A 16,926-nucleotide genomic window follows, 5' to 3' on the forward strand; every position below is an offset into this window, starting at 1 on the left:
TGCTTGATATGAATTTCAGAAATTACAAAGTTCCCTATGCCCACGATGATCGCTATGCCAAAAAAGTTGCCTATTTCTCCATGGAGTTTGCTGTTCATCAGCCGCTGAAAATATATAGTGGCGGTCTTGGTTTTCTTTCGGGTTCTCATTTAAGAAGTGCGTATGAGCTACGCCAGAATCTGCTTGGAATTGGCATTTTGTGGAAATACGGATATTACGACCAGGTGCGCAACCAGGACCAAACCTTACAGGTTACCTGGATGGAAAAACATTACAGCTTCCTGGAAGATACCGGTATTAAATTTCAGATATCCATTCATGATCATCCTGTTTGGGTGAAAGTATTTTACCTGAACCCGGAGACCTTTAAATCAGCTCCGCTTTTTCTGTTAAGTACTGACCTTCCCGAAAATGATTATGTATCTCAAACCATCACCCATCGTTTGTATGATGCCAATGTTGCCACCAAGGTAGCACAGTTCATTCTCCTCGGTGTTGGGGGTGCAAAACTTATGGATGAACTTGGATATAACCCGGATGTATACCACCTCAACGAGGCTCATGGAATAAGTGCTGCCTTCTATCTCTACCGTAAATTTGGAAACAATATTCAGGAAGTTAAAAAACGTCTTGTTTTCACCACACACACTCCTGAAGAAGCAGGTAATGAGAAGCATGATATCTATCTCTGTAATAAAATGAGTTATTTCTGTGGCCTTTCTGTTGATGAAGTTCGCACGCTTACAGGAATTACTGATGACCAGTTCAATCATTCACTGGCAGCCTTGCGGTTTGCGCGCATTGCCAATGGTGTATCCCAGTTGCACGGAGTTGTATCAAGGCATATGTGGGAAAAATATACGGATATCTGTCCCATCCTCTCCATCACCAATGCCCAGAACTGGCGCTATTGGGCCGATAAGCAACTCTATAAATTTATGGAAGAGGGTAACGACAAAATGTTTGATGACCGTAAAGAATACCTCAAAAGAAGGGCTTTTGAGATCGTTGCCGACCAGACGGGAAAATTATTCGATCCTAATGTATTTACTATAGTATGGGCAAGGCGTTTTGCGGGTTATAAGAGGGCTGACCTGATAACCCGCGACCAGCAAAGATTCCGCACATTGCTTGAGAATAAGAACTTTCCTGTTCAGATCATTTGGGCTGGTAAACCTTACCCAATGGATTATCCCGCTATCAATGATTTCAACCACCTTGTTCATTTAAGCAAGCAACATAAGAACATGGCGGTTTTGATCGGCTATGAATTATCACTCTCCAAGCGTATGAAGCAGGCTGCCGATCTTTGGCTCAACAATCCAAGGGTTCCCAGGGAAGCTTCCGGAACCAGTGGTATGACCGCCTCCATGAATGGTGCTGCTAACTTCAGTACCGACGATGGCTGGATACCGGAATTCGTTAACCACGGCAATAATGGCTTTGTGATTCCCAAAGCAGATTATGCAAATATGAATATGCATGAGCAGGACGAATATGACCTGGAAATGCTTTATAAGATTCTGGAACAACAGGTGCTGCCGCTCTATTACAGTAATAAAGAAACCTGGCGCCAGGTGGTAAAAAATGGAATGCGCGATGTGCGTTACCAGTTTGAAAGCAATCGAATGGCCCATGAATACTATGAGATATTATACAACGCCGCTTATTAGAGTCTTAGTTTAATATGTTAACCGGGTGCAAATTAAAAACATTTGCACCCGGTTTTCTTTTATCCGATAGTCTGCATTAAATTTAGAGAAAACAGAACGCGTGCAACCAAAAGGATGGGAACTGCTGCAGCCATTGATGCTGCTTATCCTGATTGCATCAATTGGTATTACCGGGTACATGATAGTGGAAGACTTCCGGTTTGTGGAAGCTCTTTATATGACCGTGATAACCATTACTACTGCAGGTTTTACTGAGGTCAGGCCCCTTAGTGATGACGGAAGGATCTTTACTGTTTGTATGCTCATCCTGAGCTGGATCACACTCGCCTGGGCTATCACCAGAATCATACAACATATTATAAACGGAGAGATCAATAAATACTTCAAATTCCGAAAACTCATGAACGCTGTTAACAAACTCAACAACCATGTCATCATCTGTGGTTTTGGACGGAATGGTCAACAGGCAGCCAGAACCCTTGGTTTACATAATCAACAGTTTGTGGTAATTGAAAAGCGCCATGAACTTGTTCCTAAAATGGGAGAGGAGCACAATCATGTGCTTTTTATCCATGGTGATGCTACCGATGATGATGTATTGAAAAAAGCAGGCATTGATCGTGCTTCTGCACTGATAAGCAGTTTGCCGGTGGATGCGGATAATGTGTTCATCGTTTTATCGGCACGCTCGCTTAATATTAAGATCCGGATTATCAGTCGCGCTTCTGAACACAGTTCTGCACAAAAGCTGAAGAAGGCCGGTGCCGATCATGTGATAATGCCAGACAGGATCGGTGGCACCCATATGGCCACACTTGTATCAAAACCGGATGTGATAGAATTCATAGATTATATCAGCGGTGAGGAAGGGGAGTCTATCCATATTGAATCGGTAGATTACCAGCAATTGCCTGCCCCCTTGCATGATTGCTCACTCAGGGAAATAATGGATTGGAAAAAAACAGGAGTAAACTGTATCGGGGTGCGAAATGGAGAAGGGAGATTCCAGATCAATCCCCCCGATGAACTCCAAATTAAAAGCGGAATGAAGGTATTTGTACTCGGTACAAGGGCACAGATCGAAAAAATGAAGGGGAATATAGATTAATACGAAATCTGGCATAATAATGGAAGAAGGTGCTTCGTTATTATTCTATCACCAAAAAATCCCTCTATGAAAGCGATCCTTTTAATAGTATCCCTTGTATCTACCCTTGGCTTTTCTGAAACTGATCCGGTTAAAGTAAATGGCGCTGATAACAAGCAGGAAGCGGTAAAGAATATTCCACCCCAGGCCAATGCAGGCGAAGACCTGGTAATTTCCTCCAAAGATATTGTACAACTTGATGGTACGGCCTCCCGCGAACCGGATGGCATTATATCAAGATATCATTGGACGCAGATAGGCGGTTCACCTGTTGTTATAGCTAATCCACAGGCAGCCATCACCGCTCTTAATGTTGCATCAAAAGGAGAGTATAGTTTCCGCTTATCTGTAATTGATGATAAAGGAGGCCTTTCCACCGACGAAGTGAAAATTATTGTTAAATAATCGTTGATCGTACCTTTTAAAAAAACAGGTCTGGCAAAACGCCAGACCTGTTTTTTTATTTAACGATATCCAAAAGTTCTACATCAAATACAAGTGTGCTTCCCGGAAGTATTTTTGCTCCCGCCTGGTTATCTCCGTAAGCCAGGTCGGCCGGAATAAACAGTTTCCATTTACTTCCTACCGGCATTAATTGCAAGGCTTCGATCCAACCTTTTATGACTCCATTTACCGGAAAATCGATCGGCTGGCCACGATCTACAGAACTGTCAAAAACAGTTCCGTCGATAAGCGTTCCATGGTAGTGGCATTTTACTTTATCTGAAATAGCTGGTTTAGGACCTGTTCCTTCTTTAACCACCATGTATTGTAATCCACTTGGCAATTCCACCACTCCGGGCTTTGTCTTATTTTCAGCGAGGAAAGTTTCCCCTGCCTTGCGTGCTGCGGCTGATTTCTCTTTCTTGAGTTGCTGCAGGTAATTTGTAATGCTCATATTCATTTGATCTTCGGTGAGTAATGTTTTCTGTCCTTTCATGGCTTCATTCAACGCCCTTGTAACCAGCGCTGAATTGATCTGGGTAATTCCCTGATCACGGTAGAATTTCGCAAGGCTCATGCCAATTGCATAACTCATGGAATCTGTTGCATTTTTTAAAGGCACCGGCGTTGCAGTGGCCGGTTTTTTTGGCGTAGCTGCTTTGGCCGGCGCGGCAGGTGTCTTTTTAACCTGTGCCATACCGGAAACAGCTGCTGCGAGGAGTAAGGATGTTAGAAGCGTTCTGCGCATGTTTACTTTTTGTGGCATCGAAAATAATACAATCCCTGCATTAAACCTTTCGCTCCTCATATTGGTCTTATTATTGCTGCTTTAGCATACTTTAAATCTATTATCCCCCGTTTACTCTAAAATCACTTACATGAGAATCTTTTACTTAGCCGCCAGTATAGTAATGTTCGCCTCCTGCGCAACGGCCCAACAAACTGATAAAACAAATGATGTTCTCAGGAAAGCCGGTAATATTCTGAAAACTGTAGGGGGCTCCGGGTCCCTGAGTAATGATGAGATCATTGCCGGTTTAAAAGAAGCACTTGTTGTAGGAACAAATAACAGTACTGGTAAACTTTCTGCTGCAGACGGCTTCTTTAAGGATGCAGCGGTTAAATTACTTATGCCTGAAGAGGCACGCAAAGTGGAACAAAGGCTCCGCCAGATCGGAATGGGTAAACTGGTTGATGATGCCATCCTCAGTATGAACCGCGCAGCCGAAGATGCGTCAAAGCAGGCCGCACCCATATTTATTAATGCAGTAAAACAAATGACCGTTCAGGATGCTGTGGGAATACTTCGCGGTACTGATTCGGCTGCCACGGGATACCTGCGTAAAACAACCTCTCCTGATCTTACTGCAGCTTTCAGGCCAATAATCGAAAACTCCCTCGAAAAAACAGGTGCTACAAAATATTGGAAAGAAGTTTTTGATGTATATAATAAGTTTACCCTGAAACCAGTGAATCCTGACCTTTCCGGGTTCGTTACCGGCAAGGCTATTGATGGTATCTTCTACTATGTAGCCGACGAAGAAAAAAAGATCAGGACCAATCCCGCAGCAAGAGTTAGCGATATCCTGAAAAAGGTTTTCGGATCCAGGTAATTTTACTTAAACGGCAGACAGGCTGTATTGGATTAAAGTAAATTGCAATCCTGTATGATTGCGAATACCTTATCTGTTTACCGTAATGCATATAGCGGCCTTTCAAAGGAAACCTGGCTGCTATCACTTATTATGCTCATCAATAGGAGCGGCACCATGGTGGTGCCATTCCTTAGCTTATACTTAACCAGCCCGGCCATGGGATATTCCGTGGGCCAGGCTGGTTTTGTTTTTGGCTGTTTTGGGGCAGGTGCTTTTTTTGGAGCATATGTAGGTGGTAAACTCACTGATAGTATTGGTTTTTATAAAGTACAGCTTTTTACATTACTCGGTGGATCCATATTATTTATTGTGCTCGCCCAAATGAAAAGCCTTTCGCTAATATGCATCTTCACTTTCCTGCTGAGTTTTGTGAATGAAGGATTTCGTCCCGCTAATTCCACGGCTATAGCTTATTACAGTACTCCTGAAAACCGTACACGCAGCTATTCCCTTAACCGTTTGGCTGTTAACCTGGGATGGGCCTTGGGCTCGGCATTAGGCGGCATAATAGCAAAATTCAGCTACGAGTGGCTGTTCTGGATCGATGGATTTACCAATTTCTTTGCAGCCATACTGATGTGGAAATTCCTGGGTAATATTGGATGGAAGGCTACACCTTTAAAAAGGGATAAAATTATTTCAGCAAATGGAATAAGTAGCGCATATAAAGACAGAACCTATCTTTTTTTCATTCTGCTGGTTGCTGTATTTGGTGCCTGCTTCTTCCAGCTCTTTACAAACGTTACAGTTTATTTCAAAAGGGAGCTTCATTTTTCTGAACCTGTGATCGGTATGCTCATGGCAATGAATGGCATTTTGATCGTGATGTTTGAAATGGTGCTGATCTACCGCCTGGAGGGCAGGAGGCACCAGATGGCCTATATTGCCCTCGGTGTGGGCATGGTGGCTTTATTCTTTATTATACTTGGAATTGGAAAGATCGGGCTATTGATTGCAACAATGCTTATTGTTCTGATCACTTTTGGTGAAATTTTTTCTATGCCATTTATGAACAGTTTCTGGATTTCCCGAAGCAGTGAATTCAATAGGGGTGAATATGCAGCATTATACACCATGGCCTGGTCTGCTGCACAAACATTGGGGCCAATGCTCTCAGCCCAACTCGCAGAAAATAAGGGATTCCACTATACCTGGTATGTTGTGGGTGGTGCATGCCTGTTAGTGGCGATTATATTCTGGAATTTCAGGTCTGTCAATACCGTTTCCTCACCCAGCCAACTCGCTTAACTGCAGCCATCGCATTTCCTTTTCTTCCAGTAATTCCGTTATCTTTCCTATCCTTTCTGCCGTTTGCTGAAGCTCATTATATGGCAGATCACTGGCCGACATTTTTTCACCCAACATTCTTTTCTCTGTTTCCAATGTTGCTATCTCTTTCTCCAACAATTCAAATTCCCTTTTCTCTTTGAAACTGAATTTCTTTTTTGGGCCATTATCCTCAAAATCAGGTCTTGTTGCATTGCTGGAACCTGCAGCTTGCTGTGGCTTGGTTTCCTCGATTATTTCCTGGTCTTTTAACCAATCGCGATATAGACTGTAATTGCCTGGAAAATCCCGGATATTACCATTGCCTTCAAATACTAACAGATGATCCACCAGCCTGTCCATAAAATATCGATCATGTGATACGATCAGTAAACATCCCTGGTATTCTGATAAGAAGTTTTCAAGCACAGCCAATGTAGGCAGGTCAAGATCATTGGTTGGTTCATCAAGTATCAGGAAATTGGGATTTCGGAAAAGCATGGTGAGTAACAACAATCTTTTCTTCTCCCCACCACTGAGTTTACTGATGTATCCATACTGCTGGTCGGGACTAAATAAAAACAACTGCAGGAACTGCGCTGCACTTAAACTTCCTCCATCGGCAAGCGGAAAACTCTCCGCAAATCCTTTCACAAATTCAATTACGCGCATGTCTTCCTTCCACTGGAGACCTTGTTGGGAGTAGTACCCAAAGATGATAGTTTCACCAATATTTACTTTCCCGCTATCAGGTTCCACAATTCCCTGGAGAATATCAAGGAAGGTAGTTTTACCCGCACCATTCTTACCGATGATCCCTACTCGTTCCCCTTTCTTAAAAGTGTAATCGAATCCTTTTAAGATTGTTTTATCGTCATATTGCTTGGAAACTTTTTTTAGTTCTACAACCTTGCCCCCAAGCCTGTTCATTTTCATCTGGAGCTGCATTTGCTGCTCCTCAAGTTTTTGTTTTGCCCGGGCCTCTACTTCATAGAAATTATCCTGCCTGCTTTTTGATTTGGTAGTTCTTGCCTTGGGTTGCTTACGCATCCACTCAAGCTCCTTACGGTAAAGATTACGCGCTTTATCAACACTGGAGGCCTGTTGCTCAATTCGGGCGGCCTTTCTTTCCATGAACTGCTCGTAATTTCCCTTATAAACATAAAGGTCGTTTCCATCAAGCTCCCAAACCTCTTCACAAACCGCATCCAGGAAATACCGGTCGTGTGTAACGAGTAAAAGAGTCACTTTTTCCTGATTAAGATAATGTTCCAGCCACTCTACGGTCTGAACATCAAGATGGTTTGTTGGCTCATCCATAATAAGCAAAGTATGCTTATGCTCAAATCCGATATCGATCAGGGTTCGCGCTAAGGCTACCCTTTTCTTTTGTCCCCCCGATAACGTACCAACCGCCTGGTTAAGGTGGTGGATATTTAGTTTGCCAAGAATCTGCTTTACCTTTGAATCGAAATCCCAGCCACCAGTATCATCCATGCCTGAAATTGCTTTACCCAGGGCCTCGGCATCCTCTGATTCACTGGCTGCTTCAAAAGCTTTGATGGCATTTAAAGTGGGATGGTTATGATGAAATATATTGTCAAGTACAGATAATTCTTCTATGAATTCTGGTTCCTGGTCAAAAAGTGCAACGGTAACATCTTTATTGATCCACACTTTACCGCTATCAGGAGTTTCTTTGCCGGATAGTATCTTTAATAATGTGGACTTGCCAGAACCGTTTCGGGCAACCAAAGCAATCTTATCACCTTCTTCAATGTTAAAAGAAATTTTCTCAAACAATGGCTTGATGCCGTAACTTTTCCCTAAACCTTCTACAGAAACATAATGCATGGCGCGAAGATACAAACACTAAGGTTGCATATAGTTGGTTTGCTAATAATGATACTGCAAATGGTTACTCCGGCTGCATCTCAATTTCCTGCCTACCCACAACCTGATCCGGAAGTAGATTCACACTATATAAAAACATATGCTCCCGAACTGATTTCCAGGTTTTATTTTTCCCAGAAATATACAGCCATTGTTCTTGAAGGAAAAGATGATATTCCTGATCTCCGATACCGGCCCAATACCACTATCAATATGGGCGTGGGATTTACCTACCGCTCGTTAACTCTAAACCTTGCCTATGGATTTCCCTTCCTGAACCGCGATAAGGGTAGAGGTGACACACGCTATCTTGACCTTCAAAGTCATATTTATACCCGTAACTGGACAATGGATTTTTTTGGCCAGTTGTACAAAGGCTATTTTTTATTACCCAGGGGTACTGCTCTACCTGACAATGATAAATATTATGTACGTCCGGATATTGGCGTTTCGCTATTTGGATTAGCCGTGTATCAATTGCAGAATGGAAGAAAATTTTCTTACAGGGCAGCCATGGTGCAGAGCGAATGGCAACAAAAATCGGCCGGCACATGGTTATTGGGGGGCGAGATTTATGCAGGATCTTTTTCTGCTGACAGTAATTTTGTGCCGGGATTGCTCTCAATGAATTACCCCCAGCGTGATGTAAGGAGGGTACGTTTTATAGAAGCGGGCCCCGGCGCAGGGTATGCCTATACAGTTGTTATGGCCAGAAACTGGTTCATCACGGGCTCTGCTACCCTCAATTTAGATGTTGGCCTTACACGCGAATTCAGGAATGGTGGAACCAGCGATAAATTTAGCGTAAGTCCCAATTTTATTTACAGGGGCGTTGCCGGATATAATAGTGATCGCTGGGTGGCCAGCTTAACAATGGTTGGCAACCGTGTTACAGTAAGAGGCGCCAGCAGTAACCAACGATATCTTTTCAATACAGGTAATTACAGGGTAACACTTGCCCGCAGATTTTTACCCGGTCCGCGCCTCAAGCCCAAACTTAAATGGTTAGACCCTAAATAGCAGCAGTATGCGAATTAATAAAAGAATACAGTGGAAGCGTATAACATTACTACTATTGCTGCTTTTGATTGGTTATTTGATCTATTTTTTATGGGGCGCTTTTCCTGTTATCAGCGGATATAGTGCAAAGATGACCTGTTCATGCGTTTTTGCAGCCGGACGTAATCTGAATTCCGTTAAGGCAGAGGAGTTAGGTCGCTTCCCCCTTAATCTTGCTCGTATTTCTGTGAATAAAGAAGATAGTTCTGTGAATGCATCTGTTTTGGGGTTTGCTGTTCAGAAAGCTGCCTATAGGCAAGGATTGGGGTGCACACTTATTACAGGCATATCTGAAAAGGAGTGGAGATCAAAGACTATTCTCCTTCCGCCTTCTCCAATAATAAATTATGATTCAATTCCCTGGCCCCTGGGTGATCTTATTCCCGATACTTTCCCTCGTGGAATAGATACTGAAATTCTTAGAAACGCGATCCGTTTTGCCTTTGAGGAGAATGATGCTGATAAACCTATTCGCACCCGGGCAGTAGTGGTATTGTACGATGGTCAATTGGTAGGAGAACATTATTCAGCAGGATTTGATAGGAATAGTCTCCTCTATTCATGGTCAATGGCGAAATCGGTGTGGGGAGCTTTAACTGGAATTATGGTGAGGGATGGACGGCTCGATCTCTCCATGCCGGCAGCAGTTCCGGAATGGCGTTCCGCTTCCGACGGTCGGGAAAAGATCACGATCGAAAATTTATTAACGCATACCACCGGGCTCGATGTGGAAGAGGACTATACCAAAGCCACTACTGTTACCAATATGCTTTACCGTGAGGCCGATATGGGGGCATATGCTGCTACACAGCCATTAAAATACCCGCCTGGCTCAGTATTTTATTATTGTAGTGCAAATTCGAATATTCTTTCACGGCTTATCCGCCAGAACCTTGGTGATGATATCTATCACGCATTCCCCGCTACTAAACTGTTTCATAAGGTTGGTATGTTCAGTGCAATTCTTGAACCTGATGCCTCGGGTACTTATGTGGCTTCTTCCTATATGCTCGCAACCGCACGTGATTATGCGAGGTTTGGATTGCTATACCTTAATAATGGAAACTGGAATGGTGAACAGTTGCTGCCTGAACATTGGATCAAAAAATCGCTCACACCAACACCAGTAGCACAGTTAGGTGAGTATGGTTATCATATTCGCCTGAATGCGGGTAACCCAAACGATTCGTCAAAGCGTATGTTTCCTTCCCTTCCCCGCGACATGTTTTATGCCTATGGCTATGAGGGAGAATATATCATAGGTATACCCTCAAAGAAACTGGTGATTGTACGGCTCGGACAAACAGCCGGATATAATTTTGACCTTCAAAAATTTGTAAGAGACGTCATGTCTTCAATCCATAATTAATATGGAAATAATTTAAGGCAAACCGGACTACCCACGGTAATAACCGTTTCCGTGGGTGTTAATGATCCTGTACTAGAATCACGACGGAAAAAACGGATATCATTGGTATCCTGATTGGCAACCAAAACATACTTGCCGGAAGGCTCAATTACAAAATTCCGTGGCTTCTTGCCAATTACATCCTGAAATCCTGTATTCTTTAATTTGCCACTTCGGGGGTCTATCATAAAAATACCAATATTGTTTGCCTCATAACGGTTGGAAGTATAGAGGTTTTTTCCATCATGAGAAATATGTATATCGGCACTGCCCCTGCTGCCTTTATATTCTGCGGGATGTCCATCAATATTATCGAAGAGCTGAAGTTTTCCATTTTTATAACGATATCCGCTTACTTCTCCGGTCATTTCCTCCATTAAATAAACCCATTTCCTGTTTGGATGGAATGCAAGGTGGCGTGGACCACTGCCGGGGTGAATGTGAACATAGGGAACCTTCGCCTTAGAAAGTGGATTGCGCCTGGCATTTTCTTTAAAGCGATACACCATAATTTTATCTGTACCAAGATCAGGAGCAAGCAAATAATCGCCATCGGGAGTAATAACTGTTGCATGTACATGAGGCGCATCCTGTCTTTCTGAATTTATACTTTTACCCTCATGATTAATTAACTGGTGCTGGTCAGATAAACTTCCATCCTCATTAACTTTATAAGCTACAATGTTTCCACCACTGTAATTTCCGGCGATCACCCATTTACGGTTCTCCGAAACCGTTATATAGCAGGGATGGTCACCAAGGCTTGGCCTTGTATTCAAAAGCTTAAGTTTTCCAATTGATTTATCAAAGGAATAGGCAGTTATATGCCCTGGTTTATCTCCCCCTGTTTCGCTTACTGCATAGAGGTAGTCTCCATTTTCTGAAATGGTCAGGTAAGATGGTTGTTCAATTCCCCTGGCAGTATCAACACCCTCAACTTGTCCCGTGGAAGCATCAAACCGATATACATAGATCCCCTCGCTGGTTCCGTTGGTATAGGTTCCCGTGAAAAGATAATATTGCTGTGCCCAAAGAGTGGAAACAGAAACACTTAATAAGAGTGGAAATATTATTCTTTTAAACATGTTATTTATAATTAAGCGAGTAAATATATCATCAGGCTGATACCTAAAGCTAACAAAACAACAAACAACCAATTATATTTCTCCAGGTAATATTGGATCCTCTTTTGTTTTACCTCCTTATCAATTGATTCAATAAGATCATTATCGGTTCCGGCAATCTGAACAATAGACGGCACAAGTGGTACTAAATTTGGATAACGAAGCGGTCTGATGATATTAAGAATACAGTTAACTATCTCCCGGTTTTTTTCTGGTTGTTCTGATTCCTGGAGGGTCCGGATATTAGTTTCACTGCAAAGCTGGGCAAGCAACTTTTGTAATGCTTGATGATTCATTCTGAAAATATCAATACCGGAAACATATTTTTCCATCTTACGGGCCTCCGCTAGCAGTAATGCCGGAGTTATTATAATTGGTGGATATTTATAAATCTGATCTGAACTGAATTGCCAGCGTTTCTGGTGATACTCACTTCTCTTAACTGGGTCTGATAGCACATCATAGGCCTCCTGGATCTCCCGGAAATGATTGCTGGCATATGTATTGCCTATGTTTCTGTCTGGATGGTAACGCATGGCCAGCCTTCGGTATGCTTTCTTAATTACTGCATCGCCCGCACCCGGCTGGATCTCCAGAATATCATAATAATCCTTTATAGCCATGATTAAAAATCAAAAATAGGTCAGCTAACACTAATTTTATGGCCGGATACCAACAATTATCTCTTTGCGTTTTAATAATATGAAAATTCAATTCCTGCTACCGTTAAGGCCAGCTTTTATTGCCGGCTTTTCATTACTGCTGCTGAACTGTTCAAATAACAAGCCGGAAGGGGCTGGAAAAATTGCCATACAAAACGCTGAAGCATCTCAAGGCATTAGCCCAACCCCCGCAAATAAAGAAGCCAGCGTTTCTTTATCTTCCTTAAAGGTGCCAGACGCAGTCACTGTTTTATCAATGCCACAAATTCCGGTATTATGTTATCACCAGGTTCGTGATTACCGGGCATCTGACTCACGCTCAGCGCGTGATTATATAGTTCCGCCTGCTGTATTCAAAGAGCAAATGAAAATTCTGGCTGATAGTGGATATACTACGATTCTTCCGGAACAACATTATCGCTATTTAGTGAATGGCGAAACCCTGCCAGCCAAGCCAGTGATGATCAGTTTTGATGATGGCTGCGATGAGCAGTTCCAGGTTTCGGAAGAAATACTGAAGCCTTTGAATCAAAAGGCAGTATTCTTTATTATGACCGTTGCCATAAACCGCCCAAACTTTATGAGCGAAGAACAGATTCGCAAATTGTCTGATGATGGACATGCCATTGCCCTTCACACCTGGGACCATAATAATGTAAAGAAGTATTCCGGCGAGGATTGGGATAAGCAAGTGGCAAAGCCAAGGAAAAGATTGGAATCAATTACGGGAAAACCAGTTGAATTTTTCGCATATCCTTTTGGGTTATGGAGCCCTGAAATTATTCAACCATTGAAGGAGAAGGGAATTGTCGCCTCATACCAATTATCAACAGCCAGGGATTCAACTGACCCGATCCATACTATCCGTCGCATTATTGTTCCGGGAAACTGGGACGGCCCCCAATTATTGAAGCGAATGGCCGGAAGCTTTACTGGTAAATAATCGCACTGGCTTTTAAAAAGAAAATCGGTGATCAATAAATGCTGATATATCACCAGCGTTTAATCATCACCGATCTTTCAGTAATTACCATTCATCAGCCTCAGGCTTCTTCTTCTGCGTATGAGCTAACCGGCTCACATGTGCAGATGAGGTTGCGATCGCCAAATGTATTATTAACACGGCTCACACTTGGCCAGAACTTATTCTCCTTAACATATGGCAACGGGAAAGCTGCCTTCTGACGGCTATAGGGTTTATCCCATTGGTCAGCTGTTATCAAAAATTGAGTATGTGGTGCATTTTTGAGTGCGTTATTGCCTTTATCTGCCAGGCCATTTTCAATAGCTGCGATCTCTTCGCGAATTGAAAGCATTGCATCACAGAAACGATCCAACTCGGCTTTGTCCTCACTTTCTGTGGGCTCAATCATTATGGTTCCGGGTACGGGGAAACTCATCGTTGGCGCATGGAATCCATAATCCATCAGGCGCTTGGCTACATCTTCTGCTTCAATACCTGCACTTGTTTTAAACGGCCGGAGATCAACGATGAACTCATGCGCACAGGTTCCATTTCTTCCATTATATAGAACTGAATAGGCTTTATCAAGCCTTGATTTCATATAATTGGCATTCAGGATAGCATATTCCGTTGCCATGCGCAATCCCTCAGAACCCAGCATCCTGCAATAAGCATAACTTATAAGCAGGATAGATGCCGATCCATAAGGGGCAGCCGATACCGCGCCATATTCATTTTCACCATTTCCTGTAGCCCAGTGGCCGGGTAAATGTGGTTCAAGGTGTGCTTTTACACAAATGGGTCCCATTCCAGGGCCGCCACCACCATGTGGAATGGCAAAGGTTTTGTGCAGGTTCAGATGGCAAACATCCGCACCAATCAAGCCGGGTGAAGTTAATCCCACCTGCGCATTCATATTGGCGCCATCCATATATACCTGGCCACCATGCTGGTGAACGATATCACAGATCTCTTTAACTGTTTCCTCAAAAATTCCATAAGTACTGGGATAGGTGATCATGGTACCAGCAAGGGTTTCACTGTACTGTATAGCCTTGGCACGGAAATCTTCCAGATCGATATAGCCGTTTTCAAGGGCCTTCACCACCACAACTTTCATTCCCGCCATAACTGCTGATGCAGGATTGGTTCCATGGGCTGAAATCGGAATGAGGATCACATTTCGATGTTTATCGCCATTGGCAAGGTGATAATTCCGGATGGTAAGTAATCCCGCATATTCACCTTGTGCACCGCTGTTGGGTTGCATGCTGCAGGCATCAAATCCGGTGATCACGGAAAGAAAAGCAGATAGCTCTTTTATGATTTGCTGATAACCCGCAGCCTGGTCAACCGGAGCAAACGGATGTATCTTACTATAATGACTCCAGCTCAAAGGCATCATCTCCGTTGCAGCATTTAATTTCATCGTGCAACTTCCCAGGGAGATCATCGATGTATTAAGAGAAAGATCTTTGTTCTCCAATGATTTGATATAACGCATCATCTGGCTCTCACTTCTATGTGTATTGAAAACAGGATGCGTGAGGTACTCACTGGTACGTGTAAGTGCAGAAGGGATATTGTCTAATGCCGCCTCATTGTCAAAGCTTACACCAAAATTTTCATTGCCCGATATAGAAGCAAATACACCAACAATGTCGAGCAGGTCAGATTGAACTACTGTTTCATCCAGGGAAATTCCTACCAGGTTTCCCGGTAAATAGCGGAAATTTATCTCTCTGGCTAGTGCGGCTTCACGTAACGCACTAATCTCTGTCACTTCAACAGTGAGGGTATCGAAATAATATTCATTTACAATTTTGAAACCAAGAGAACTTAGTTCATGGGCAAGTGTACGCGTAAGAAGGCTAACCCGCATGGCTATATTACGAAGTCCCTCCGGACCATGATACACGGCATACATAGCTGCCATATTAGCCAGCAACGCCTGGGCAGTGCATATATTGGAAGTTGCTTTCTCCCGCTTAATATGTTGTTCACGTGTTTGCAAGGCCATTCTCAGGGCACGGTTACCGGATGCGTCAATACTAATTCCAATTATACGCCCGGGTAATGCGCGCTTGAAATCATCCCTGGCACTGAAGAAAGCTGCATGTGGTCCTCCATAACCCAGAGGCACACCAAAACGTTGTGCCGAACCAAGCGCAACATCCGCCCCTAATTCGCCAGGTGAGTTTAACAGGGTTAGTGCAAGCAGGTCTGTTGCCATGGCTACATATCCACCAACTGCATGTAGTTTACCGATGAAATTCCGATAATCTTCAATGCTTCCCTTATCATTGGGATATTGTACCAGGGCGCCGAAATATCCATTATCAATTTCTGCAGTCCTGTAATCACCAAAAACAACTTCTATTCCAATAGGGGTTGCTCTTGTTATTAACAGGTCGCGGGTTTGTGGATAAACATCGTTATCAACAAAAAATTTAGGCTGGTCAATCTTTTCCGTACGATTCACATGATGGAAGAACATATTCATCGCCTCCGCGGCGGCTGTTGCTTCGTCAAGCAGTGATGCATTGGCAATGGGAAGTCCGGTCAAATCGCTTACCATAGTCTGGTAATTGAGTAAACTTTCAAGTCGCCCCTGTGAGATCTCCGCCTGGTAAGGAGTGTATTGGGTATACCATCCCGGATTCTCAAAAATGTTTCTCAGGATAACACTGGGGGTAAGGGTGTCATAATAACCCTGTCCAATATAGGATCGGTAAACTTTATTTCGAAGGGAGATCTCTTTCAACTCCTTCAGCAACTGTGCTTCACCTATTGCCTCTGGTACTGCCAGGGCATCAGTTTTACGGATAGCCTCAGGAATAGTTTTATTGATAAGTTCATCGAGACTGCCAACTCCTATTGTAGCCAGCATTTCATTTGTTGAAGACAGGGTGCCGATATGACGGGTAAGAAATTCATTCGACTGCGATTGGAATAAATTCATAATATGAAAGATTGACCTTTTTACGGATGCGCAAAGGTAATATTTGGTCGGCAGACTAACATCTGTTTGTTCAATACTTTAGGCAAACGTTTGCTTCTTTGTTAACGTTCACATGCCGGCGGTGCCGGAGAAAATGTTGTTTCTTTGCGGGATGACGGAAATCCTTCCCAATTGGCAGAAAAAAGCAGAAGAGCGGCAAAAGCTGTATAAGAGCTTTTTACAATCTGCCAATAAAAATAAGGTACTCAGGGCGCTGCCCGCACTCCACGACGAAGCCTTTGAAAAGATCGACTGCCTCCAATGCGCTGCTTGCTGTAAGAATTATTCCCCGCGTTTTAAAACCACAGATATAAAGAGGATCAGTAAACACCTCCGCATGAAAGAAAGCGTATTCATAGAAACTTACCTTCAGCTCGATGAAGAGGGTGACTATGTTGTGCGATCAACACCATGCCCGTTTCTGGGCCATGATAATTTCTGCAGCATCTATGAACACCGGCCCTCAGATTGTGAGCGTTTCCCCTATACGGATGAAGACGTACTCCTGAAGCGGATTCCACTCACTTTAAAGAACAGTAGCTTTTGTCCCGCTGTATATTATGTTCTGGAAAAACTGATGGTCAATATAAAGTAAGAAGGCAGCGGAAATACAATTGCCAAATCCGATAT

14 protein-coding genes are annotated in these 16,926 nt (G+C 43.2%); 9 read left to right on the forward strand and 5 right to left on the reverse strand.

Features of this window, described 5'->3' with window-relative positions; all coding sequences use genetic code 11:
• The first annotated feature begins 8 nt into the window (after positions 1-8).
• From glgP to HY58_RS04760, 3 genes are all read left to right on the forward strand, one after another.
• Entirely contained in the window at positions 9-1,673 is a 1,665-nt protein-coding gene (glgP, locus tag HY58_RS04750; protein ID WP_039129679.1) for an alpha-glucan family phosphorylase, read from the forward strand.
• A gap of 100 nt (positions 1,674-1,773) precedes the next feature.
• A complete protein-coding gene (locus tag HY58_RS04755; protein WP_039128721.1) occupies positions 1,774-2,781 on the forward strand; it encodes a TrkA family potassium uptake protein in 1,008 nt (335 codons plus the stop codon).
• Positions 2,782-2,847: 66 nt separating this feature from the next.
• A complete protein-coding gene (locus HY58_RS04760; RefSeq protein WP_039128724.1) occupies positions 2,848-3,225 on the forward strand; it encodes a PKD domain-containing protein in 378 nt (125 codons plus the stop codon).
• 55 nt (positions 3,226-3,280) lie between these two features.
• On the opposite strand, the gene HY58_RS19955 is transcribed toward HY58_RS04760, so the two are convergent.
• Positions 3,281-4,012 carry an FKBP-type peptidyl-prolyl cis-trans isomerase gene (locus tag HY58_RS19955; protein ID WP_039128727.1) on the reverse strand — a complete coding sequence of 244 codons (732 nt, stop codon included), beginning with the start codon at positions 4,010-4,012 and terminating at the stop codon, positions 3,281-3,283.
• A 130-nt stretch (positions 4,013-4,142) separates the two neighbouring features.
• On the opposite strand from HY58_RS19955, the gene HY58_RS04770 reads away from it, so the two are divergent.
• Both HY58_RS04770 and HY58_RS04775 read left to right on the forward strand, forming a co-directional pair.
• Positions 4,143-4,877 (forward strand): DUF4197 domain-containing protein, encoded by a 735-nt coding sequence (locus tag HY58_RS04770; protein ID WP_039128729.1) that lies wholly within the window; start codon positions 4,143-4,145, stop codon positions 4,875-4,877.
• Positions 4,878-4,931: 54 nt separating this feature from the next.
• Positions 4,932-6,167, forward strand: a complete 1,236-nt coding sequence (locus tag HY58_RS04775; protein WP_039128732.1) for an MFS transporter — start codon at positions 4,932-4,934, stop codon at positions 6,165-6,167.
• Here the strand turns inward: HY58_RS04775 and HY58_RS04780 are convergent.
• Positions 6,147-8,039: an ABC-F family ATP-binding cassette domain-containing protein gene (locus HY58_RS04780; RefSeq protein WP_039128734.1), complete on the reverse strand. Its 1,893-nt coding sequence runs from the start codon at positions 8,037-8,039 to the stop codon at positions 6,147-6,149. The genes HY58_RS04775 and HY58_RS04780 overlap by 21 nt on opposite strands.
• A 48-nt stretch (positions 8,040-8,087) precedes the next feature.
• On the opposite strand from HY58_RS04780, the gene HY58_RS04785 reads away from it, so the two are divergent.
• A complete protein-coding gene (locus HY58_RS04785; protein ID WP_172644599.1) occupies positions 8,088-9,098 on the forward strand; it encodes a DUF4421 domain-containing protein in 1,011 nt (336 codons plus the stop codon).
• A gap of 7 nt (positions 9,099-9,105) precedes the next feature.
• Entirely contained in the window at positions 9,106-10,506 is a 1,401-nt protein-coding gene (locus HY58_RS04790; RefSeq protein WP_039128736.1) for a serine hydrolase, read from the forward strand.
• Here the strand turns inward: HY58_RS04790 and HY58_RS04795 are convergent.
• Positions 10,503-11,630, reverse strand: coding sequence for a lactonase family protein (locus HY58_RS04795; RefSeq protein WP_039128739.1), 1,128 nt, complete (start codon positions 11,628-11,630; stop codon positions 10,503-10,505). The genes HY58_RS04790 and HY58_RS04795 overlap by 4 nt on opposite strands.
• A gap of 11 nt (positions 11,631-11,641) precedes the next feature.
• Complete coding sequence (locus tag HY58_RS19960) at positions 11,642-12,292, reverse strand: DnaJ domain-containing protein (RefSeq protein ID WP_039128742.1); 651 nt, start codon at positions 12,290-12,292, stop codon at positions 11,642-11,644.
• Between the two features lie 79 nt (positions 12,293-12,371).
• Between HY58_RS19960 and HY58_RS04805 the strand changes: the two genes are divergently transcribed.
• Entirely contained in the window at positions 12,372-13,274 is a 903-nt protein-coding gene (locus HY58_RS04805) for a polysaccharide deacetylase family protein (protein WP_052323846.1), read from the forward strand.
• A gap of 100 nt (positions 13,275-13,374) precedes the next feature.
• On the opposite strand, the gene gcvP is transcribed toward HY58_RS04805, so the two are convergent.
• On the reverse strand, positions 13,375-16,257 hold the full coding sequence (gene gcvP, locus HY58_RS04810; RefSeq protein ID WP_039128745.1) for an aminomethyl-transferring glycine dehydrogenase: 2,883 nt from the start codon (positions 16,255-16,257) through the stop codon (positions 13,375-13,377).
• Positions 16,258-16,408: 151 nt separating this feature from the next.
• Here gcvP and HY58_RS04815 point away from each other — a divergent pair, with 151 nt between their 5' ends.
• On the forward strand, positions 16,409-16,891 hold the full coding sequence (locus HY58_RS04815; protein ID WP_039128748.1) for a YkgJ family cysteine cluster protein: 483 nt from the start codon (positions 16,409-16,411) through the stop codon (positions 16,889-16,891).
• The last annotated feature ends 35 nt before the right edge of the window (positions 16,892-16,926 follow it).

The sequence above is a fragment of the Flavihumibacter sp. ZG627 genome (assembly GCF_000814325.1).
Classification (GTDB): Bacteria; Bacteroidota; Bacteroidia; order Chitinophagales; family Chitinophagaceae; genus Flavihumibacter.